This window comes from Streptomyces sp. NPDC006463, assembly GCF_042870715.1.
Classification (GTDB): Bacteria; Actinomycetota; Actinomycetes; order Streptomycetales; family Streptomycetaceae; genus Streptomyces.
Genome location: NZ_JBIAHP010000016.1, coordinates 1 through 21,640, shown reverse-complemented (window position 1 = coordinate 21,640; position 21,640 = coordinate 1). Strand labels below are relative to the sequence as shown.

General features: G+C 71.8%; 18 protein-coding genes and 2 pseudogenes. 5 read left to right on the top strand and 15 right to left on the bottom strand.

What is annotated here, in order from left to right; translation table 11 throughout:
- Nucleotides 1-35: 35 nt before the first annotated feature.
- Complete coding sequence (locus tag ACFYOB_RS26800) at nt 36-608, bottom strand: TetR/AcrR family transcriptional regulator (RefSeq protein ID WP_388563575.1); 573 nt, start codon at nt 606-608, stop codon at nt 36-38.
- 118 nt (nt 609-726) lie between these two features.
- Between ACFYOB_RS26800 and ACFYOB_RS26795 the strand changes: the two genes are divergently transcribed.
- Nucleotides 727-1,167 (top strand): nuclear transport factor 2 family protein, encoded by a 441-nt coding sequence (locus tag ACFYOB_RS26795; RefSeq protein ID WP_388563573.1) that lies wholly within the window; start codon nt 727-729, stop codon nt 1,165-1,167.
- 44 nt (nt 1,168-1,211) lie between these two features.
- Here the strand turns inward: ACFYOB_RS26795 and ACFYOB_RS26790 are convergent, their stop codons facing one another.
- Complete coding sequence (locus tag ACFYOB_RS26790; protein WP_388563571.1) at nt 1,212-2,024, bottom strand: GNAT family N-acetyltransferase; 813 nt, start codon at nt 2,022-2,024, stop codon at nt 1,212-1,214.
- Between the two features lie 190 nt (nt 2,025-2,214).
- Between ACFYOB_RS26790 and ACFYOB_RS26785 the strand changes: the two genes are divergently transcribed.
- The gene (locus ACFYOB_RS26785; RefSeq protein ID WP_388563569.1) at nt 2,215-4,962 is read left to right on the top strand and encodes a glycoside hydrolase family 2 protein; all 2,748 of its coding nucleotides are present in this window, start codon (nt 2,215-2,217) and stop codon (nt 4,960-4,962) included.
- Between the two features lie 69 nt (nt 4,963-5,031).
- Here ACFYOB_RS26785 and ACFYOB_RS26780 read toward each other — a convergent pair whose 3' ends face one another.
- The 13 genes and pseudogenes from ACFYOB_RS26780 to ACFYOB_RS26720 form a co-directional block, all read right to left on the bottom strand.
- Complete coding sequence (locus ACFYOB_RS26780) at nt 5,032-6,003, bottom strand: NAD(P)-dependent alcohol dehydrogenase (protein WP_388563567.1); 972 nt, start codon at nt 6,001-6,003, stop codon at nt 5,032-5,034.
- Nucleotides 6,000-6,287 (bottom strand): helix-turn-helix transcriptional regulator, encoded by a 288-nt coding sequence (locus ACFYOB_RS26775; RefSeq protein ID WP_388563565.1) that lies wholly within the window; start codon nt 6,285-6,287, stop codon nt 6,000-6,002. Before ACFYOB_RS26775 ends, ACFYOB_RS26780 begins: the two co-directional genes overlap by 4 nt.
- Nucleotides 6,281-6,712, bottom strand: a complete 432-nt coding sequence (locus tag ACFYOB_RS26770; RefSeq protein WP_388563563.1) for a hypothetical protein — start codon at nt 6,710-6,712, stop codon at nt 6,281-6,283. The genes ACFYOB_RS26775 and ACFYOB_RS26770 overlap by 7 nt, the downstream gene beginning before the upstream one ends.
- 153 nt (nt 6,713-6,865) lie before the next feature.
- Nucleotides 6,866-7,249 carry a VOC family protein gene (locus tag ACFYOB_RS26765; protein WP_388563561.1) on the bottom strand — a complete coding sequence of 128 codons (384 nt, stop codon included), beginning with the start codon at nt 7,247-7,249 and terminating at the stop codon, nt 6,866-6,868.
- 73 nt (nt 7,250-7,322) lie between these two features.
- On the bottom strand, nt 7,323-8,342 hold the full coding sequence (locus ACFYOB_RS26760) for a TolB family protein (protein WP_388563559.1): 1,020 nt from the start codon (nt 8,340-8,342) through the stop codon (nt 7,323-7,325).
- On the bottom strand, nt 8,339-9,589 hold the full coding sequence (locus ACFYOB_RS26755) for an MFS transporter (protein WP_388563557.1): 1,251 nt from the start codon (nt 9,587-9,589) through the stop codon (nt 8,339-8,341). The genes ACFYOB_RS26760 and ACFYOB_RS26755 overlap by 4 nt, the downstream gene beginning before the upstream one ends.
- Complete coding sequence (locus ACFYOB_RS26750) at nt 9,589-10,908, bottom strand: discoidin domain-containing protein (protein WP_388563555.1); 1,320 nt, start codon at nt 10,906-10,908, stop codon at nt 9,589-9,591. Before ACFYOB_RS26750 ends, ACFYOB_RS26755 begins: the two co-directional genes overlap by 1 nt.
- A 481-nt stretch (nt 10,909-11,389) precedes the next feature.
- Complete coding sequence (locus ACFYOB_RS26745) at nt 11,390-11,551, bottom strand: hypothetical protein (RefSeq protein WP_388563553.1); 162 nt, start codon at nt 11,549-11,551, stop codon at nt 11,390-11,392.
- Nucleotides 11,548-14,355 (bottom strand): hypothetical protein, encoded by a 2,808-nt coding sequence (locus ACFYOB_RS26740; protein WP_388563551.1) that lies wholly within the window; start codon nt 14,353-14,355, stop codon nt 11,548-11,550. The genes ACFYOB_RS26745 and ACFYOB_RS26740 overlap by 4 nt, the downstream gene beginning before the upstream one ends.
- Complete coding sequence (locus ACFYOB_RS26735; protein WP_388563549.1) at nt 14,352-15,464, bottom strand: AAA family ATPase; 1,113 nt, start codon at nt 15,462-15,464, stop codon at nt 14,352-14,354. The genes ACFYOB_RS26740 and ACFYOB_RS26735 overlap by 4 nt, the downstream gene beginning before the upstream one ends.
- Before the next feature lie 17 nt (nt 15,465-15,481).
- Nucleotides 15,482-16,906, bottom strand: a complete 1,425-nt coding sequence (locus tag ACFYOB_RS26730; protein WP_388563547.1) for a VWA domain-containing protein — start codon at nt 16,904-16,906, stop codon at nt 15,482-15,484.
- Nucleotides 16,903-18,324 (bottom strand): hypothetical protein, encoded by a 1,422-nt coding sequence (locus ACFYOB_RS26725; RefSeq protein WP_388563865.1) that lies wholly within the window; start codon nt 18,322-18,324, stop codon nt 16,903-16,905. The genes ACFYOB_RS26730 and ACFYOB_RS26725 overlap by 4 nt, the downstream gene beginning before the upstream one ends.
- A gap of 18 nt (nt 18,325-18,342) precedes the next feature.
- Nucleotides 18,343-18,849: pseudogene (locus ACFYOB_RS26720) on the bottom strand (hypothetical protein); the annotation flags it as partial.
- A 139-nt stretch (nt 18,850-18,988) separates the two neighbouring features.
- Here ACFYOB_RS26720 and ACFYOB_RS26715 point away from each other — a divergent pair.
- From ACFYOB_RS26715 to ACFYOB_RS26705, 3 genes and pseudogenes are all read left to right on the top strand, one after another.
- On the top strand, nt 18,989-19,387 hold the full coding sequence (locus ACFYOB_RS26715) for a nuclear transport factor 2 family protein (RefSeq protein ID WP_388563545.1): 399 nt from the start codon (nt 18,989-18,991) through the stop codon (nt 19,385-19,387).
- Nucleotides 19,388-19,490: 103 nt separating this feature from the next.
- The gene (locus tag ACFYOB_RS26710; RefSeq protein ID WP_388563543.1) at nt 19,491-21,164 is read left to right on the top strand and encodes a protein kinase; all 1,674 of its coding nucleotides are present in this window, start codon (nt 19,491-19,493) and stop codon (nt 21,162-21,164) included.
- A 126-nt stretch (nt 21,165-21,290) separates the two neighbouring features.
- Nucleotides 21,291-21,640, top strand: a pseudogene (locus ACFYOB_RS26705) (hypothetical protein); the annotation flags it as partial.

Sequence of the window (21,640 nt, the reverse complement as noted above, 5' to 3'; positions counted from 1 at the left end):
AACCCTTTTCCGGCGGGCCTTCGGCCGCCGTCGGCTCAGCGTGGCCGCAGCCCGTCGAAGACGACCTCGAAGACGCGCTCCCGGGGCGCCCGATCCGCTCCGAGCTGTTCCATCGCTCTGCCGGTGCCGGCCAGGAGGGCGATGAACTCCGGCAGGCCCAGCTCCGGGCGGACCGCGCCCGCCTGTTGCGCGCCGGTCAGCAGATCGGCGAGCCGCGCCTGGATCTCCATGGTCGGCTCCTGAAGGGACGCGTGCACGTCCACCCCGGCCGCGGCAAGGTACTGGGCGAACTCGCTCTTGCCCTCGGACTGTTCCACCACCAGGCGGAAACAGGCGAAGAAGGCCTCGGCGGGGCCGGTCTCGGCGGCCAGCTTCGCGGTCTGGGCGGCCATCGTCTCCAGCCTGCGCACCATCACCGCCTCCAGCAGTGCCTCCTTGGTCGGGAAGTGCCTGAAGAGCGTGCCCACTCCGACCCCGGCGATCCGGGCGATCTCCTCGGTCGGCACACCGACGCCGCGGGTGGTGAACACTTCCGTGGCGGTGTCCAGCAGCCTGGCCCGGTTGCGTGCCGCATCCGCCCGCAGCGGGCGCTCCTGAGCGCCACCCATCTCTTTCCCACCTTTCGACTTCGACGACAGAACCACCCTGGACAACCGGAGTCTCCAGTCCGTATCGTAAAAACGGAGTCGCCAGTCCGATTATAGCTGTGGATCCCTGGAGTTGGTCATGTCTGAAACGCTGTCACCGCGCGAGGTCTTCCAGAAACTGATCGAGGGCGTCGGCGCCGGACGGTTCACCGAGCTGGCCGAGCTGTACGCCGAGGACGCCGTCGTGGAGACCGTCTTCGAACCGGTCGGGCCGCGCCGGATCGAGGGGCGGGCCGCGCTCAAGGAGCGGTTCGCCGGGGTCTCCGCAAGTTCGCCCGTGACACTGACCCCGGCGAACGTGGTCGTCCGGGAAACCGACGACGCAGAGGTGGTCGTCGCCGAGTTCGACTACCACGTGCACCACCGGGTGACCGGCCGGACCTTCGAGGCCGCCAACATCCAGGTGCTGAGGGTCCGCGACGGCCTGATCGTCAGCAGCCGGGACTACCACGACCACCTGGCCCTCGTCCTGGCGGGCGGCGGCCTGCCCCAGCTGGTGGCGGCGCTGGAAGGCAAGTAGTACGAGTACCGCCGGTCAGCGGCAGCTCCGCCAAGGGCACGCGTCTACGGCCGCTGGCCGCGAGCGGGCTGATCGGCGATCAGCAGAGTGGTTCCGGCCGGCCGGAAGCCGAGACGGGCGTACAGGCGGGCCACCGACTCCCGTGCGTACGCGAGGAAGACGGTCCGCACGCCGTGGTCCGCCGCGTGGGCGGCGAGGGCGGTGGTCACGGCGGCCCCGAGACCCTGGCGGCGCGCGGCGGGGTGGGTTCCGATGCCGCCGATCTCCGTGGCACCGCCGCACGGGTGGTAGTGTCCGGCCGCCAGCGGTGAGCCGTCCGGTGCGAACGCGGCGACCAGCACCTTCGTACCGTCGCGCAGGGTCTCCCGGACGGCCGGCACCTCTGCGGCGGGTACGGACGCGGGTCCCCCGAAAGCGAGGTTCGCCACGGCGAGTACGGCCGCGAGGGCGGGGTCGTCCGCTGCCACGGCCCGTACGGTCACCCCTGCGGGGAGCGGCGCCGCGGCCGGTGCCAGATCCGGGTCGAGGACCATCAGCGGGCGCTCCTCCACCGCGATCCCCGCCCCCTCGACCATGGCGCGCAGCCCCGGTCCGGCGGATTCGGCGAGCCACTCGAAGGCCTGCGGCACCCCCAGTTCCCGCTGCCGGGCCCGTACCCGTTCCAGGTCGGCGGCCGTCACCGCCCGCGCGCCGTCCGCCGAGACCGGCCGCGCGTGCGCGGGCCCCCCGTAGTACGGGGCGCCCGCTTCCCGGCGTACGAACAGCCGCAGCGTGCCGAACTCCTCGGCCTCGGCGAACAGCAGGGGCACATGGGCGTAGTAGTGCTCTATACGGTCACGCAGTATCAGCCGGGTCATGGGTGCATCCCATCACGTCCCCCGGGTCGGGGCCCACCGTGAGGGATCGGGGCCGTACGGGACCGGCGCCCGTGCCGCATCCGCCCGCTGCGGGCCTCCGACCGAGTCCAAGAGCCGCGCCGCCAGGGGTGTCGCCGCCACGTGCGAGCCCTCCCGTGGCAGACTCGGCCCGTCCCCGTGGGAGGTCACCGTGTTCCACCGCCTCGCCCTCGTACACGGAAGAACCGCTGTCCTTGCCGTCGTCGGCCTGGTCCTCGCCTTCACCGCCGGAGCCTCCCCCGCGGCTCCCTCTCCGTACGCGGCTGCAGGGCCACGGGCGACCGTGGTCGCCGCCGCCCCGGGCAGCGCGACCGCCTTGTCCGGGTACACGATCCAGTCGACGGCGAAGGTCACGGACCCGGTGGCCGCCGTTTCCAGCCCCGGCTATCCGGCGACCGGCTGGTATCCGGCCGGCGCCCGCTCCACCGTCCTCGCGGCACTGCTGGCCGTCGGCGTCCACCCCGACCCCTTCTACTCCACCAACCAGAAGCTCATCCCGGCCGCGGACTTCACGGTGCCCTGGTGGTACCGGTCCGAGTTCGTCGTCACCGACACGACTTCTCGTACGTACCTGGACTTCAGCGGGGTGATCTCCGCCGCCGACGTCTTCGTCAACGGCCACCAGATCGCCACCGCGAGCACCGTCGCCGGCGCGTACACCAGGCACGAGCTCGACGTCACCGACCTGATCGAAACGGGCACCAATACGGTCGCCTTCCGGATCCGGCCCAACGATCCGCGCAAGCAGCTCACGATGGGCTGGCTCGACTGGCTGCAGCCCCCGCCCGACAAGAACATGGGCATCGTCCGTGACGTCGTGGTACGCCGGGGTGGGCCGGTCGCCCTGCGCGACGCGCACGTGGTGACCGCCCTGGCCGTGCCGTCGATGTCCTCGGCCGATCTGACCGTCAAGGCGCAGGTGCGCAACGACTCGTCGGCCGCCGTCACCACGACGGTCTCCGGCACCGCGGGACCCGCCCGCGTCAGCCGGAGTGTCACACTGGCCCCCCACGAGACCAGGACCGTGGTCTTCTCCCCCGCCGACCACCCGGCGCTGCGGCTGAGTGCGCCCCGCGTGTGGTGGCCCGCCGCGATGGGTGAGCAGCCGCTGTACGCTCTCGACCTGACCGCGACGGTGAACGGCACGCCCTCCGACACCGCTCACGAGTCCTTCGGCATCCGTGAGGTGCGGGCACCCCTGAACGCCGACGGCGCCCGCCAGTACCACATCAACGGCCGCCCGCTGCTGATCAAGGGCGGGGGATGGTCCCCGGACGAGTTCCTGCGCTGGGACCGTACCTACGTCGAGGACCGCCTGAAGTACGCCCTCGACCTGGGCCTGAACACCCTGCGGCTGGAAGGGCACATCGAGCCCGACGAGTTCTTCGACCTCGCCGACCGGTACGGGATCCTGACGCTTCCCGGCTGGGAGTGCTGCGACAAGTGGGAGGGAGAGGTCAACGTAACGGGCACCGGGGAGAGTTGGGACGCGGGCGACCACTCCGTCGCCAAGGCGTCGATGGCCGCCGAAGCGGCCCGGCTCCGTCACCACCCCAGCGTGATCTCCTTCCTGATCGGCAGTGACTTCGCACCGAACGAGGAGATCGAGCAGGAGTACGTCGACGCGCTGGACGACGCCGACTGGGCGACCCCGGTGGTCCCCGCGGCCTCCGACGCCTCCGCGCCGGTCACCGGACGTTCCGGGATGCGGATGACCGGTCCGTACGACTGGGTCCCGCCGGGCTACTGGTACGCCAAGCGGGAAGGCGGCGCCACCGGCTTCAACTCCGAGACCAGCGCGGGCCCGGACGTCCCGACCCTCGACACGTTGCGCCGCATGATGTCCCCGGCCGAGCTGGAGATGCTGTGGAAGAACCCGTCCGCCGCCCAGTACCACCGCTCCCCTTCGACCACCTTCGCGACGCTGCGGCTGTACGACGCCGCGCTGGCGGGCCGTTACGGTCCCCCGGCCGGCCTGGAGGACTACGTACGCAAGGCGCAGCTCGCGCAGTACGAGAACGTGCGCGCGCAGTTCGAGGCTTACGGCCGCAATGCCGAGGACGCCTCCGAACCGTCGACCGGCGTCATCTACTGGATGTTCAACAGCGGCTGGACCTCCCTGCACTGGCAGCTGCTGGACCGGTATCTCGACCAGGGCGGGGCCTACTTCGGTGCGAAGAAGGCGAACGAGCCGCTGCACATCCAGTACGGGTACGACGACCGCTCGGTGTCCGTCGTCAACAACCGGACGTCAGCGGCCTCCGGCTTGACGGCTCGGGTGACGCTGTTCAACACCGACGGCACGCAGAAGTACGACCGGACGGCGAGCGGCCTGAGCGTCGCGGGCGGTGGCGCGAGCAGCACCGCGCTGACCGTCCCCGCGTCGGTCGCGGGGCTGTCCACCACCTATCTGGCCCGGCTGCTGCTCACCGACGGCGCGGGGCACGAGGTGAGCCGCAACGTGTACTGGCTCTCCACGAAGGAGGATGTGCTCGACTACGCGCACACCGACTGGTACTACACGCCCACCACCTCCTACGCCGATCTCACCGGCCTGAACTCGATGGGCCGGGCGAGCGTCACCGGGGCCGCCTCGACGACGGCGGACGGTTCGGGGATGTCCACGACCACGGTGACCGTGCGCCACGCGGGTACCGGGAGTTCGCCGGCCCTGCTCACGGACGTCCACCTGGTGGACGCGACGGGCGCGCCCGTACTGCCCGTCCGGTGGAGCGACAACCAGATCAGCCTGTGGCCGGGTGAATCGGCGACGCTGACGGCTACCTACCGGACCGGCGATCTGCACGGCTCGGCGCCACGGCTGCGGATCTCCGGGTGGAACACGCCGACGGTGACGGTCCCGGCCGATGCTACGGCCGGAGGAAAGCGGGCCCCGTAGGGGGCGGACCCCGGTCGAGCCGCGGCAGAGGCTGCGCCGCGGGCTGCGCCCCTGGTGACGGGGCGCTCCTCACACGCGGATCGCGATCTTGCCCCGTACGTGACCCTCCCTCAGGCGCCTTACCGCGTCCGGGACTTCGGCCAGTGGGTAGGTGCGGTCGACGACCGGGGTGAGCGAGCCGGACTCGATGAACTCCCCGAGGACGCGCAGGTCCTCGGGGCGCGGGACGGTGGCGAGTCCCCGCAGCCGGTGCCGGACGAAGGGCGACAGCAACAAGGCCCGCAGCTGCCGGTCGTTCCCGCCGATCCAGCGCCCGTCGGTCTCGCCGCCGACGATCACCAGGCTCCCGCGCGGGGTCAGGATCCGGCGGAGCCGGCCCAGGGGACGGTTGCCCGCGATGTCGAGGACGAGGTCGTACCGGTGGACGCCGTCGGCCGGGTCCTCGCGGGCGTAGTCGACGACCTCGTCCGCGCCGATGGAGCGGACCAGGTCCGCCTTCGAGCCGCTGCAGACCCCGGTGACGTGGGCGGCCCCGAGCGCCTTGGCCAGTTGCACGGCGTACGTGCCCACTCCGCCCGAGGCTCCGATCACCAGGACCCGGTGGCCGGACTCCAGTCGGCCGGCGCGCAGGGCCTGCAGGGCGGTGCTCGCGGAGATCGTGACGACGGCAGCCTGTTCGGGCGTGAGCCGGGCGGGCCGTGCAGCCAGCTCGTCCTGACCGGCGCAGGCGAACTCGGCGAACGAGCCGGTGCAGGTTCCGTACACCTCGTCACCCGGCCGGAAGCGGGTGACGCCCAGGCCGACGGCCTCCACGCGGCCTGCGACGTCCATGCCGCGGACACGCTGCTTCGGTGCCCGCAGGCCGAAGCCCGCCGCGCGGATCGCATAGGGCAGGCCCGTCATCAGGTGCCAGACCCCCTGGTCGACGCCGGCCGCGTGCACGCGCAGCAGTACCTCGCCCCGGCCGGGCACGGGTTGGTCGATCTCGTCGAGGCGCAGGACGTCTGGCGATCCGTAGACGTCTTGGACGATGGCTCTCATGCCGTCTCTCCTTCGGTGCCGGTGCCGGTGCCGCCGCCGGCGCTGCCCGAGTCCGAGCTGCCGGTCGGGGCTGCTGAGTACTGGAAGACGCTGTCGAGCGGGACGCCGAAGACCTGGGCGATCTGGAAGGCCATCTCCAGCGACGGCGAGTACCGGCCCTGCTCGATGGCGATGACCGTCTGGCGGCTCACGCCGATGCGGCGGGCGAGTTCGGCCTGGGTCATCTCGCCGTGGGCGAAGCGCTGGGCCCGGATGGTGTTGGTGACCCTCGTCGCCTTCACCACGGGCGGAAACCGAAACGGTAGGAAATGATCTTGACCGTCGATCCGAGCACCGACGACAGGACGAAGGCGAGGTAGATCGCATTGGCGATCCAGAACGGTGCGGCCTCGACCATCGCCAGGATCAGGCCGGCGACCCCGCCGATCACGACGAACGACTGACCCACGTACTCACCGAAACGGTGGATCTCCCGGTCGCGCTGGTCCTTGAGGTTCGCCTCCTCCCGCGGCGCGAACGCGGCGATCGCGATGTGAGCGGCGACCGACACCGCGATCGACAGCGCGACCGACCACAACAGGGCTGCCACGTAAGGCGCTTCGGTCAGCGCCACTCCCGCGGGACGCCCCAGCACCACCCACAGGTACACCGCGTACGACCCGAGCGCGCACATCAGCATGCTCCAGGCACGTTTTTCCTCGACTGCCATCCCCGCTCCCCATGTCAAGAAGACCAGACACTCGGAGTGTCAAGCAGTCGCGACATCATGTCAAGGATTCTTGACCTGCCGGGTCAGGCGAAGCACCGTCCGCCACGAAGCGACCGTTCTCGTCCCGAAACCGGCCAGAACGGCGCGTCGGCGTCAGGAATGCATGGCGGCCCGCTCGGACTCGCTGCGCAGAACGCAGAATTCATTGCCCTCGGGATCAGCAAGGACTGCCCAGCCTGAGCCATCGGGATTCCGGTGATCAGCGACGAAGGTGGCACCGAGGCCCAGCAGCCGGTCCACCTCCTGATCGCGCGAGCTCTCGGGGCGCAAACACAGATGGATCCGGTTCTTGATCGTCTTGGCCTCTGCCACCTGGTTGAAGTACAGCACCGGTCCCTCCGCCAACAGCACCTCAGTCTCCCGGTCACCCGGCCTGGCATCCGGATCCATCGGACGGCCCGTCACACTGCTCCAGAACCGGGCCAGCATGAAGGCATCCGCACAGTCGACCGCCACGTTCTGCAATACCGAAACCATGCGCCCAGCCTGTCCGACTTCCACTTCGGGTGCCACCGAGCTGCCCTCAGCGTTCGCACACCCCTGGAAGACATCAGCGCACGGCGACCGGTGAGGAGGCACCCGGCATCAGGAGGCGGGGCGCGCCCGTGCCGTCCGCCGGGACCGCCCAGATGTCGCTCGCTCGTCCGTCGCTTCCGTCGCGTCCGTCGCTTCCCTCGCCTCCCGGCAGGGCGTAGGCGACGGTCGCGTCATCGAGCCAGGCGGCCTGGTCGTCGACGCTGTGCGGCTCGGACAGCGGGTGCTCGCGCATCGTCGCCAGGTCGAGGACGTACAACCGCCAGGGCGCCGCAGGGTCGTCCGAGACCTTCTTCTTGAATGCGATCCGGGTGTTGTCCGGCGACAGCGACGGACATTCGGCATTCTCGCGCAACGCCGTCACCGTCCAGTTCCGCAGGTCGCCCTCGACGAGGTGGGTACGGCCCTTGGTCGAGACGGTGGCGTAGAAGCGGTTGTCGTCCCGGGCGAAGGTGACGCCCCAGTAGTTGACGTCGGGGGCGTGGTAGCGAGCGCCGTCCAGGGTCAGCGGGATCTCCTCCATTGACTTGATCAGATAGCCGGTGCTCAGGTCCAGGATCGACGTCCTCGTGGAGAAGGAGGAGGTGGCGTAGGAGTCGCCGGTCGCGAACGTCGTCCACGACAGCAGCCGTCCGGAGGCGGAGACACGGGCCCGGTTGGGGATGCCGGGGACGGTCGTGCGTCGGACTTCGCGCAGCTGCCGGTCGAGCACGAGGGCCTGGGTGCGCGCCGGGATGCCGGGCAGGCTGCGCAGGCAGAGGGCACGCTCCCCCGCCGCGTAGAACCGGTCGCAGGCGGGGCCGCCCGTCACGCGGGAGCCTTCGGGGCTGCCGGACCCTCGGGCGACGAGCCCGGTGGCCGAGTCCCGGAAGTAGAACCCAGGCCGGTCGAGGCGGAACGAACCGTCCGCATGGGCCTGTTGGGCTGGCCGGTCGCGATGCCTGGCATGCAGTACGTAGCCCAGGGAGCCCCCCGCGAGAAGGAGCACGGCGGCCACGACGAGGGCGAGGCGGAGCTGCTGCGGGCGGGGCTTCACGGTGCCTCCGGGACGGCGCGGGCGGGGGCCGGGGCGGGCAGGATGCGCCAGGCGGCCGTGAGCGCCCCGGCCAACGCGAGCGCCGCGGTCCACAGGGCGGGCCCCTGCCCCCAAACGGTCCAGGCGGCCCCGAACCCGGCCGCGCCGAGCAGCCGGGCCAGCGCCTGGCCGGTCTGCAGCACCGCGAGACCACCCGCCCGGCCGTACGCGGGCAGTAAGGGGCCGGCGAGTGCCATCAGGACGCCGTCCGTGAAGGCGTAGAAGATGCCGAGGAGTACGAGGACGGCCACGACAGCCGGCCAGGCGAGGGGGGTGAGCAGCACCGCGTACGCGCCGAGCAGGGCGGCGTGCCCGAGCAGGAAGGGCAGTCGCCGCCCGGTCCGGTCGGCGAGCCGGCCCGCCGGGACGGCGAGCAGCAGATATCCGGCTGCGGCGCCGAGCGGCAGCAGCGGGAACAGGGCGGGCGGGAGGTCGAGGCCGCGCTGGAGCAGCAGGTAGAGGAAGGCGTCGCCGATGGTTGCGGCGCCGAGCACAGTGGCGGCGTACAGGACGCGACGGAAGGCGGGGTCCTTCAGCGCCGTTCGCCGAAGTGGAGTCGGCGCGGGGACGACCGGCCGGGACGCGGCGGCGGACGGGACGTACAGGACGAGCAGGAGTACGCCGAGCAGTCCGGTGCAGAAGCTGACGGCGAACACCGCGTCGTAGGCATCCGCGGTCACCCACAGGACGGCGAACGCGGCGAGCGGGCCGAGGAGCGCGCCCGTGGTGTCCATGGCCCGGTGCACGCCGAATGCCCGGCCGAGCGTCTCCGGCGGGCCGCTGAGCGAGATCAGGGCGTCGCGCGGGGCGGTGCGGATGCCCTTGCCGAGCCGGTCCGCGGCGAGTGAGGCGGCGATCCCAGCGGTGACTCCGCCGGCGAGGAGCAGCCCGAGCCGGGAGAGCGCCGAGAGCAGGTAGCCGGCCCCGGCGACCCGCTTGTGCCGGTCTCCGCGGTCGGCGAGCCGGCCGCCGAGGAGGCGCACGAGTGCGGTCGCGCCGTTGAACATGCCGTCCAGGAAACCGAATTGCAGTGGCGAGAGGCCGAGGCCCAGGACCAGGTAGAGCGGCATCACCGCCGTGACCATCTCGGAGGAGACGTCGGTGACGAGGCTGACCGCGCCGAGTGCGAGGACGGTGGCGGGGACGCGCCGCCGGGTCCCCGGGGTGCGGGGCGGCGCGTCCGGGCGGCCGGTGCTGGCCAGGTACATCAGTGGCAGCTGTACTTCGGGCTGGTGTCCTTGACCTGTCCGTCGCTGCCGACGTAGGTCCAGCCGTAGCCGGAGGCGGTGAACTCCAGCTTCAGTACGCCGTATTGGCCGCTGATCCGCTTCTGGCTGTTGGGCTGGACGTCCTCGATCGGGTAGGGCTCGGCGCCGCCCATGCCTCCGACGACCTCCACGATCCCGCCCGCGGTCGCCTTGCCGTCGGGGTCCTGCGGGGCGAACCGCTCGTAGTGGTGGTCGTGCCCGTTCAGGACCAGGTCGGCCTTCGCGCCGTACAGGATCTTCCACACCGGCTTCGAGACCGGGTCGTTGCCGTGGCCGCCTGACGAATACAGCGGGTGGTGCCAGTAGGCGGCTACGCACTGCTTGCCGTTGGCGGCGAGGTCGGCCTTGAGCCAGTCGATCTGGCCGGCCTGGTCGAAGGCGTTGGAGTCGAGGGCGATGAAGTGCCAGTTGCCCTCGTCGAAGCTGTAGTAGCTCTTGCCCTGCGGGTAGGCGATGCTCCCGAAGTAGCCCTTGTACCCGGCGAGGGAGCCGGCCGGGTCGTACGTCTCGTGGTTGCCCGGCACCGGGTGGGTCTTCGCCTTGAAGGCGCCCCAGGTCTTGTCGTAGTAGGCGCGGTAGTCCGCGAGACGGGCGTCGTCGTACTGGTTGTCACCCATCGTCAGATAGAACTTCGGATCGATCTGCTGGGCGAGCGCGGCGGTCTTCGGGTGCGCGCAGCCGCTGTCGGAGGCCGTGCACTGGGCGGCGATGTCACCGGCGGCGACCACTGTGAAGGCGCCGGAGGGGGGCGGCCCGCCGTCGACGGTGCCGTACACCTCGGCCTCGAAGAGCGAGTAGCCGTACGCCGTGCCGCGCGCGGTGCCGTAGACGCGCAGGTACCTGCCCTTGCCGGAGAGCCCGGTCCAGTCGTCGGTGCCGCCGTTGCCGGCGCTCTCCTGGGCTATCGGGGTCCACGCCGCCCCGTCCGCCGAAACCTCGACGCGGTACGCCTTGGCGTAGGCGGCCTCCCAGCTCAATCTGACCCTGGAGATGGTGGCGGCGGCGCCGAGGTCGACCCGGATCCACTGCGGGTCCTTGCCCTCGGCACTGGCCCAGCGGGTCGAGGCAGCGCCGTCGAAGGCGTTCTTGGCGCCGAGCGAGGAGCTCTCGGCGGAGGAGGCGGTCGCGGGCTTTCCGCGCGAGATCAGCGGGTCGGCGGCGGCTCCGGCCCGTCCGGGCCAGGCGAGCAGGAGCCCGCCGACGAGCGCGAGCGCGGCGCCGAGGACGAGAAGGAGGGTGCGAGGACGGCTGCGGAACATGGGGGGTCGGACTAAGGCATTCGGATGCATACCTGGACTCCCTGGCCTTGGGGACGGCGAGAGCTGGACACCGGTGCGGGCCACCGCCCCCGGCCGGGGCGGGCAGGGGGCGGCGTCACGGCGGCCGGGACAGAGCTCTCGCTGAGCGCGTCACGCCCGGGGAATGGGCACCGCGCCAAGCCGCCGACGGGGAGCGTAGCGGATAGGAAGGTTTCCTACCAGTGCTGTAACCGGACCGGCTGGAAGGGGAGTTGGAGCGCGATCCGGCCACACCCGCCACACGTGCGCGGCCCGAGGTGTGGGGCCGGGCGGTGGCAGGGTTCCGGGCAGTACGCGGCCCGGCGGCCGGCCGTACCCAGCCACCCGAGCCCCGGAGGGTGTCCCGTGCCGAAGCCGAAGCCTCCGCCGGGCTCGCGCCGGCCGGCCGGGCCCCTCACGCCACCGCCGCCCGCGAAACGGCGGCGGACCGGCGACGCGAAGATCACCTCGTGCGCAGTCGACCCCGCGACCCGGCGGCCGGGCTGACCGTCACCTCGTCGAGGTCGAGTTCGTCGGCCCTGACGGCGTGCGCCTCGCGGAGGCGGCCGCCGTCAGCAACGATCTGGCCCCCGGCCAGCGGGGCGAATCCGCCCGGCGAGGTCACGCACCCGCCAGCAGCACCTCCAGCGCCTCGGCCGTGGCCGGATGGAGCCCCACCAGGACCGCGCCCCGAGGGCCGGACTCCGGCGCCTGCCAGGTCCCTTCGCAGCCCAGCAGGCTCGCGACCGCGTCGCACGTCGCCGGATGGGCGGCGAGCAGCGTGCAGCCGCGGCTGCCGCCGTCCGCGTGCCGCGCCGCGAACAGGGCGTCCGGCTCCGGCTGCGCCCGCCACGGCGCCACCCACTCGTCCAGCGCGGCGAGCCTGCCGGGGAAGATCCGCCCGGCTTCGCGGATCAGCAGCGGGGCCAGTTCGGCGCCGCCCGCTCGCAGTGTGGAGATCAAGGTCGGCAACCACGGCAGGAGAACAGGGTCCGGCAGCCGCCCGAACGCGTTGGACACGGCCTCGACGACGAAGTCGGTGAGGCCCGGGACGGGCTCCAGGGCGTGCAGGAAGCCGCTGAGGTAGCGCGGATAGGCGGGCACCACCATGGGGTTGCCCAGCAGTTCGTCGCAGCGCTCGCGGAGGTCCGCCCGCGAGAGGTGCCCGAGCTGCACCTGGGCCGCCCACAGCAGCGCCGTCTTCGACGGGTCCTGCGGATGCGACTGGGCGACCGCCAGCTCGAGTTGGGTGCGGTCGCACCCCAGCGACAGCGCCAGGCTCTCCATGCTGAACAGGAAGCCCAGCGTCGCGGCCACGTGACGCACGGTGGCGTCGTCGTCGGTGAACGCCGTCGGCAGCAGGGTGCAGTAGTGCGCGTATCCGGTCTTGGCGAAGGACTCGATCCAGGGCGGCAGCACCGGCTCGCTGGTGCGGTAGTACGCCAGCAGTCGCCGTACGCGGCGCAGCACCTCGGGCGCGCCGTCGACTCCGCGTTCGGCCGACAGCACCTCCAGCGCGCGTGCGCCCAGCTCGTCGGCGAGTCGGCGGCTGCGCAGGTACAGCGTCGCGTCCTCGACGGTCTCCAGGACCGTCGCCGCTGTGGCGTGCGTGGCGTAGGCCGTGCGGCGCAGACGCTGCTCCAGGACCTGTTCGATGCTGACGCCCTCGTACCCGAGCTCGATGAGCGCACGTTGGTGGGTGCCCAGCGCGAGGTCCCACGACTCCTGGATCGGCCGCTCCCCCAGGCTGCGTTCGCCCATGATCGGCCGCGCGGTGCCGTGCGGCATCAGGTAACGCAGCATCCACAGCACGTCCGAGCACTGTTCCAGCTCCGGCCGTCCCGCGATGTCCAGCAACGCCCGCTGCACGCCACGCTGCTGGAGCTTCAGGTTCAGGGGCGCGAGCCGGTCGTGCACGTCGCGGGCCAGCGGCGGCAGCGCTTCGTAGCCGACCTGGCCGATCCGGTCGCCGCCCATCATGATCTCGACGAGGCGGCGCACGTCGCGCCGGCCGGGCACGCTGTCCTTCTCTATGCAGGTGACGGCCGCGTCCTGGAAGTCGTACGGCGTGGGCCTTGCGCGGTCGCGCATCCGGGCCAGCAGGATCGACGTCTCGAAGACCGCGATGGCGTCGGCGGTGGAGGCGAGGTAGCCGTTGCGGCGCGCGGCCTGCACGATCTCGACGGACCAGCCCAGCAGTTCGGCCTCGTCCAGCCGGTCCAGGACGGGTGGCCGGCGCAGGAAGCCGGTCAGCTTGTCGGAAGACGGTACCGCCGGTACGGGTGCCGCGGCGGCCGCGGCCTTTTTGACCTTCGGCCGCTTCGCGCCCGCCTGTCCCGCCAGCCGGTACGGCTCCACGCGCGTGCGCCTCAGGTTCTTGGCCCAGACGGTCGCGGCGATCGACACCGAACCGGCCGCCAGGCCGAACTGCGCCTCGATCGCCGCGTGGCTGGACGGGATCAGGCCGTGCAGCCACTTGGTGGCGCTGCGCGGGCTGATCTCGTAGGTGTCGGCGCCCTGGACACCGAACTCCTCGACCCGGCTGGCCGCGTGGAAGGCGCCGCATACGTACAGGCAGTCCGCGGGATCCGTACCGGTGGCGGCCATGTGCTCCCGCATCCTGGTCCACATGTAGCGCTCGCGGTCCTCGTCCACGCGCACCCGCCCCGGGTCGCCGGGTGCGAGGCGCCGGAAGAGGCTGCCGATCAGGAGCATGACCTGGCGGTAGGTGTCGTGGTCACTGTCCCCGAGGGGCAGTTCGACGTACTGGTGCCACCACTCCGACCAGTGCCGCACCCTGCCGTGACGCAGCAGGTGTTCCTCGAGCTCGGCGAAGCGGGGCCGGAGGTCGCCGATCTCCACTCCGACCGCGTCGCCGTGCAGCGCCGCCTCTTCGTCGGCGGGCGGCGCGTCGGCATCGGCGGGCTCAACGTCGTGGTGCGTCCCGCGTGTGTCCCACTGGAATACGTGGTCCGAGGAACGGTCGACGAGGACCAGTTCGACGCCGGGCGTGTCCAGTGCGTAGGCGATCGCCTGGTACTCGGCCGAGGCCTCCGTGATCGGTGCGACCACCGACAGCGGAGCCCACTCGGCCGGGAAGCCGTCGATCTCGCTCGCGAACGCCTGCACCGCCACCGGGAGCTTGCAGTTGCGCAGTTCGGTCAGGAGCGGCGCCATGTCCTCGCACAGCTCCAGGTACACGACTTTCGGCTGCTTCTCCCGCAGGCGGCGGGCCATCGCGACCGCCGAGGCCGGCGAGTGGTGGCAGACGGGGAAGATCTCCAGTGGCTCGCGCACCGCGCGGTCGACGTCGTCGACGATGCCGAGGAGGATGCCCTCCAGGGCGCCGGGCCCGTCGGCGAACGTCGCGGCTGCCTCCTGGAGCTGCCCGCGCAGCGCCTCGAAGGTCCCCTCGTGCGGGCCGCTCATGACAGGGTGGCGATCGCGTCGCGGCCGCCCTCCAGGAACTCCGGCCAGGAGCCGCCCTCTTCCTTGCTGCGCGGTTCGACGACGCCGTGCAGGTACTTGTTGAGGATCGCCAGGTCCTCGGGCTCGCGCCGGGCCAGCGACCCGACGAGCGAGGAGGCCAGGGCGCGGGCGGTCAGGGCGCGCTCTCCGAAGAAGTCGCTGTGCAGGATCGCGTCCTCCAGCACGCCGATCTGTTCGGCGGTGGACAGCGCGGACTCCAGCTTCTCGTCGTCGCTGCCGGCCGCGGCAGCCGACGCGCGCAGGTCGGCGAAGCTCTGCAGCAGCACGTCGAGCAGCGACGGCGGCACGTCCAGTTCGAGCTGGTGGCGGCGGAGCAGTTCCTCGGTGCGGAAGCGGACGATCTCCGCCTCGCTCTTCTTGTTCGTCACCACCGGGATGCGGACGAAGTTGAAGCGTCGCTTGAGCGCCGAGGACAGGTCGTTGACGCCCCGGTCACGGCTGTTGGCGGTGGCGATGATCGAGAAGCCCGGCTTGGCGAAGACGATGCCGTCACTGTCCAGTTCCGGGACCGAGATGTACTTCTCGGACAGGATCGAGATCAGCGCGTCCTGGACGTCGCTGGTGGAGCGGGTGAGTTCCTCGAAGCGGCCGATCGTCCCGGTCTCCATCGCGGTCATGATCGGCGAGGGGATCATCGACTCCCGCGACTGGCCCTTGGCAATGACCATGGAGACGTTCCAGGAGTACTTGATGTGGTCCTCGGTGGTGCCCGCCGTGCCCTGCACCACCAGTGTGGAGTTACGGGAGATCGCGGCGGACAGCAGCTCGGCCAGCCAGCTCTTGCCGGTGCCGGGGTCGCCGATGAGCAGCAGCCCCCGGTCGGAGGCCAGGGTGACGATGGAACGCTCGACGAAACTGCGGTCGCCGAACCACTTCTGCGAGATCTCCCGGTCCAGGCCGTCGGAGCGCTCGGAGCCCAGGATGAACAGGCGGACCATCTTCGGGGACAGGCGCCAGGAGAAGGGCTTGGGGTTGTCGTCGATCGACTCGAGCCAGTCCAGTTCCTCGGCGAACTTGATTTCGGCGGGGGCGCGCAACATGTCGGACATAACAGGGCCTTTCTGATCTAAGCGAGAAACGTCTTGAGTTCGTGGACGAGCTTGCGGATGTGGCCGGAGAGCACCGGTGTGCCGAGGTCCTTGAAACGCTCCCGGAACCACGGGTTGACACTGCCGCGGCCGGAACTGGTCACCGAGCCGACCGGGATGAACTTGGCTCCGGAGCGGTGGATGGCGGCCATGGACTCGAAGAGCTGCTCGGTCCGCCATTCGTAGAAGTCTGAGATCCACACGACGACGGTGTTACGGGGCTCGGCGATCTTCGGCTGCGCCAGCGCCATGGCGACCGTGCCGTCGGTGCCGCCGCCGAGGTTGGTGCGCAGCAGGGTCTCGAAGGGGTCGTGGACCCACGGAGTGAGGTCGAGTGCCTGCGTGTCGTACGCGATGAGGTGGACGTCCACCTTCGGCAGCCCGGCGAAGATCGACGCCAGGATGGTGCAGTTGACCATCGAGTCGACCATCGACCCCGACTGGTCCACGACGACGATCAGCCGCTGCGGCGTCGTCTTGCGGGCTGTGTGCCGGTAGTAGAGGCGGTCGACGTACAACCGCTCCTCCTCCGGGCTCCAGTTGGTGAGGTTCTTCCAGATCGTGCGGTCGAGGTCGAGGTTGCGGAACACCCGCTTGGGCGGAACGGAGCGGTCCAGGGCGCCCACCGTGGCCTTCTCCACCTGGGTGCGGAGCACTTCTGCGACCTCGTCGACGAAGCGGCGGATCAGGGCCTTGGCATTGGCCAGGGCCACGCCCGAGAGGTTGTTCTTGTCCCGCAGCAGCTGCTCGATCAGCGACATGCTCGGGGTCAGCCGCGCGGCGAGCTGGGGGTCGGCCAGCACCTCGCGCAGGTGCATCCGCTTGACGAGGTCGGCCTCGATGGCGCCGAGTTCCGGGCCGATCTCCGGGATCAGGCGGCTGAGATCGGGCGTCGTGCCGCGCCCGCCGGTGCCGGTCGGGCTGACGCCCGTACCCGCGCCTCTTGCGGCGCTCCCTCCCCCGGCGCGGCCGCCGCGCAGCTCGCCGGGCTCGCAGCCGAGCGCACGCTCCAGCCAGCCCGCGTCGGACTGCCAGCGGGTCAGCTGTCCGGCGGTGACCCTGCCGGAGCCGCAGGCGAACACGTTGAGCAGCACCTTCGACACCAGGGCCGCGCGCCGGACCTCGGCGGCCCGGTCGCGGGCGCCGTCCTCGTCCGGCTCGGGTGCCATCAGACCGTCGAACTCGGCGGCCAGCTCCGGGTGTCGCTGCACGACGGAGTCGACGGAGGCCTGCGGGTCCAGCAGCGAGGACGGCAGACCGATGTCCTTGACGACGGCGAGGCTCGCCGATTCCAGGGCGGCCTGCTCCTCCGGGTCGAAGAGCCGGGCGAGGAGCCGCCAGTACAGGACCTGGCGACGGTTCTCGTCGGGGTCCACCGCGGGTTCGGTCATGTGCTCCGTCATTTCCGCAGCAGCCTTCCGGCCCGCTCCCGCAGCACCGCCACGGCGTCGGTGGCGGCCTTCTCGGCCCTGACACCGGCCTTGCCCGTCGTACCCCCGGCCCAGCCCCCGGCGTGGATCGCGACGGCCTTCTTCCGTACGGTCGTCTCGACGGCCAGGGGCTGGATCCGGTACGCCCCCGCGTCCCAGCGGAGCAGCCCGATGCAGGCTCCCGAGGCCGCGACGGCGTCGGCGGTGAGCGGCCCGGCGGCCGGAACGCGGTCCGTGTCGACGGGCAGCGGGTGTCCGGCGACGGTGAACGTCAGCGCGTCGTCGTCCTGCTCGGTGGCGTAGCCCTCCAGGAACACGGGTACGGCGATACCCGCGGGGTGCCGGTCCAGCGGTGCGGTCGGTGCCTCGGTGGCGGCCGGCAGGGCGACACGGGCCGTGGCGAAGGCGTCGGCGGGCTCGCCCACGCGTGCGTGCCCGTCGCTCCAGACCAGGTCGCCCTCCGCGGTGACCGGCATGCCGGTGATCTCCATCGAACGGCCCTCACTGACGGCCGCCAGGAGCGACATGTGCGGGCGGAGCAGCTGCCAGAGGCCGGCTCCGACGACGGTGTCGGGCTTCGGCACTGACACCCCGGCACGCACCAGGCGGGAGGCGCCGCCGTCCGCGGGCTCGAACACCGCGTGGACCTGGGCCTGTACGGCGGTCGCGTGTTCCTGCACGTCGACGCCGAGGGGCAGGAGCCGGCCGGTGACGGTGCCGGTCAGCTGCACATCGGCCGCGCCGGGCAGCGTCAGCAGCATCGCGCGCGACCACAGGTCGGCCCAGCGCCGGGCCGGGATGCGCTCCAGGGTCGCGCCCGGGCAGGACGCGGCGAGTTCGGCGGCGAAGCCGTCGAGGAGTGTCGCCAGGCGGCGCAGAGCCGGGTCGGGAAGCATCGCGGAGACGACCTGCGCCGACCCGGCGACCACGTCGTGGTCGATGCCCTGCCACCCGGAGCGCGCCAGGTCACAGAGCCAGGAACGGGCTGCGGCGAGCAGGTTCACCGGCTGCCGCTCGCCGGGCGCGGGAAGGGGCTCCTCGCGGCGGGAGCGGCCCGTCACCTCCTCGACGCGGACGGCCAGCGCGTCGTGGACGGAGCCGAGGAGCGCGGTGCGGGCGGCGGCGAGGGCGAGGAAGTGGTCCTCGCCCGCGGCTCCGGCTGCCGCCTTCCCGGCCGCCTCGGCGACCGTGGAGGCCAGCGGCGACCCCGCGACGGCGTGGGCGAGCTCGGTCAGGCCGGCTGCCTGGGCCGGCTGGGGGCGGAGCAGGCCGGCGACGAGGGCCCGGTCGAAGGCGTCGACGGCCGCGAGGGCTTCGTCGAGCCCGGGGACGGTTTCGGCGAGCAGGTCGGCACGCTCCCCCGCGCTCGGACCGAGCTCACGCGGGGGCACCCCCGTCGCCACCGCCGTCCTGGTCGGCGGGAACCACTGCATCTCCGGCAACGGCGCGGTGGTCGGTGCGAGTTCCAGGTAGGCCAGGTGGCGCAGGAACCGGCTGAAGACGGGCGCGGCGGCCGTAGTGTCTCCCTGCGGCGGGCGTGCGTTGATCATCTCGGCGGTGATGGTGAACGCGCTCGGCTCCCCGGCCGCGGCCTCGGCCCTCAGGTAGCGGGCGACGCGCTCGGCGCCGTACTGCAGCACCGCCTCGGTGATCAGGGCCCTGATGTGATTGCAGAACGAGCCGCGCGCCCCACCGCAGGGCCGGTTGTTGTTGGTGCTGCAAGCGAACGCGTAGCTGCCGGCCGCCACCGACGAGACGTAGACCCGCTCGATGTCCGAACCGCTGGACACCACGCCCTGCAAGCGTCCGTCGGCCAGCTCGACGAACGGGACTTTGGCGAGCTTGCGCGGCCGCGCGGGTGCCGTCACCCGCGCCGTGCTCGACCTCTCCCAATCTGACAACGCACCATCTCCTATGCACCAAGGGGGCGTCCGAGCCACACCGGCGGGACACGACTGAACATAGTTGCGACCACTGACAACGCGGGTCGGCGGCGATCTCCGCATTCCGAGGGAACCACCGGTGCCGGCACCCCCGCGCTGTTACCGTCGCGCCATGTCCAAGACCGAGATAGACCAGTTGACCGCCGAGTTCTTCGGCGCCTTCGACAACACGGGCGGCCGGGCCGCCGACGTCGCCCGGATTCGTCGACTCGTCGTGCCCGGCGCCCTGATCACCAATACCGGCCCGGTTTTCACGGCCTACACCGTGGACGAGTTCATCGAGCCCCGCGAGCGGCTGCTGGCCGACGGCCGGCTTGTCGAGTTCTCCGAGTGGGAGACCTCCGAACGGACCGAGATCGCGGGCGACTTCGCCTCGCGCTCCGGCGAGTACCGCAAGTCCGGAATCCTGGACGGAGAGCCCTTCGAGGGCGGGGGCACCAAGACCTTCCAGTTCGCCCGCACCCCACAGGGCTGGCGCATCACTTCGTTCTCCTGGTACGACCGGCCCTGACACCAAGTGGGGGGCTCGGCCCGGGACCTGCGGGTCGTTCGTGATCACTCCTCTACTCTTGTGCCCGCCGGGTAGGCGATTGGCGAGTGGAACGGAGCGTGCGGTGCCGACGGGGGACGCGCAGGGCGGAGAGCTGGTCGGCAAGGTCCTCGGAGGCCGCTACCGGGTGACCTCCATGGTCGGGCGGGGCGGTATGGGAGTCGTCGCGCGGGCCGTTGACGAACTGCTCAACCGGGAAGTCGCCGTCAAGGTGCTGCGGGCCTACACCGACGCGTCCGCCGCCGAACTGGCCGATCTGCGCGCCCGGATGCAGCGGGAGGCACAGGCCGCCGCCCGGATCCGGCACCGCGGCGTCGTCACCGTGCACGACGTGACCGACGACGAGGGCCTGCCGGTCATCGTCATGGAACTCGTCGACGGGCCTTCGCTCGACGACGTCCTGGCGGAGCGCGGCGCGCTGGCGCCGCACGAGGCCGCCGCGATCGGCGCCGAGCTGATGGACGCGCTCGACGCCGCGCACCGGGCCGGTGTGCTGCACCGGGACGTGAAGCCGGGGAACGTGCTGATGGAGCGTGGCGGCCGGGTCGTGCTCACTGATTTCGGCATAGCCAGCATGGAGGCCCCCGACGACGACGCCATGGCCAAGCTGACCCGCAGCGGTGAGATCGTCGGGTCCATCGACTATCTGCCGCCGGAGCGAGCGCAGGGCAGGGAGCCCGGTCCGGCCTCCGACATCTGGTCGCTCGGCATGACGTTGTACGCGGCCGTGGAAGGCACCTCGCCGTTCCGCCGCACCTCCGTCTGGTCCACGCTGTCGGCGATCGTCAGCGAACCGCTGCCCGAGCCCCGGCGGGCGGGACCGCTCGCCCCGGTCCTCCAGGCGCTGATGGCGAAGGAACCGGAGAGCCGGCCGACCGCGGACTCGGCGCGCGCGATGCTGCAGCAGGTGGCCACGAGCAGCGGGGACCCGGCCCCTCCGATCGCAGCCACGCCCGCGCCCTTGGGCGCCCCGCCCACTCCCACCGCGCCGGCCGTCGTCGTGTCGCCGGCTCCCGGACCTGCCGGCTTCGGGCCGCCGCCCGCGTACCAGCAGCCGCAGTCGTTCCCGCAGCCTGCGCCGCACGCCGGTCACCCGCCGCCCGGCGCGCCGACCGCGCCGACGCCGCACGCCGGACCGGCCGGGGGCCGCCCGTCGCGCCGCAGCCGTACCGTCATCGCGGCGGCGGCCGCCGTCGTACTCGCCGCGGGTGGCGTCACGTACGCCGTCATGGACGGACACGGCGGTAAGGGCGGCAAGGGCGGTGACCGGGCCCAGGCGGCGAAGCCGGGGGCCGGCCCGGCATCGGACAGCGGCCGGCCGAGCGCGAGCGGCGTGTCCGGTGGGCCGGCCGCGCCGAGCGCCCCGCCCTCCACCGGCACCCCGGGGAAGCCGTCCGCCACGTCCTCTCCGAAGCCCGTCACAACCCCCCAGGCGTCGGCGTCCTCGGCGGCCAAGCCCACCCCGGTGTCGACGAGCTGCGGCGGCTGGAGCCATCGCGATCCGGCCCCGGGGACCTACGGCTACATGTCCGGCGACTACCACCTCGAAACCGGGCCCTACCAGACGTGTCCCGCGGTGTCCCTGGCCAAGACGGGCACGAAGCTCTGGTACCACTGCTACGTCGTCAACGCGCACGGCAACAAGTGGACCTACGTCCGCATCGACGGTACGAACACGTCGGGCTGGATGTCCGACGACAACCTCACGAAGCAGAAGGGACCGTCGACCCCCTGCTGACGGCCGCCCTCCGTCACACGGTGCGCTTGACGAGTTCGTCCTCGGCATTGAACGAGGAGCGTGGGCGATCCGTATGTCCTGTGACCGGCCACCGACGGCCGGGATCCCAGGGAGGGAATCACTCACATGAAGACGCGACTTCTCGCGAACGCGACCACGGCGACGAGGACGGCCGCGATGACGACCGCGGCCTGCCTGCTCGTGCTGAACATCGCCTCCGCCGGCCCCGCGAACGCCCATGACGGGCACGGCGGACACGGATCCGCTCCGAGTACCGGCGGGTCGGCCCCCGCGTTCACGACCCCGTCGTCCGGCCGCTCCGTCACGCTCATCGCGCGCCTCAGCGGCGGCCAGGAGGTACCGGTCGACGGCGGGCCCGCCGTCGACGACCCGGCCGGCGAGTCGGTCGCGCGGGTGGAGGTCAAGGGCGACCGGGTGGGGGTCTCGCGGAGGGGGGAGGGACGCGTGCGCAGCCG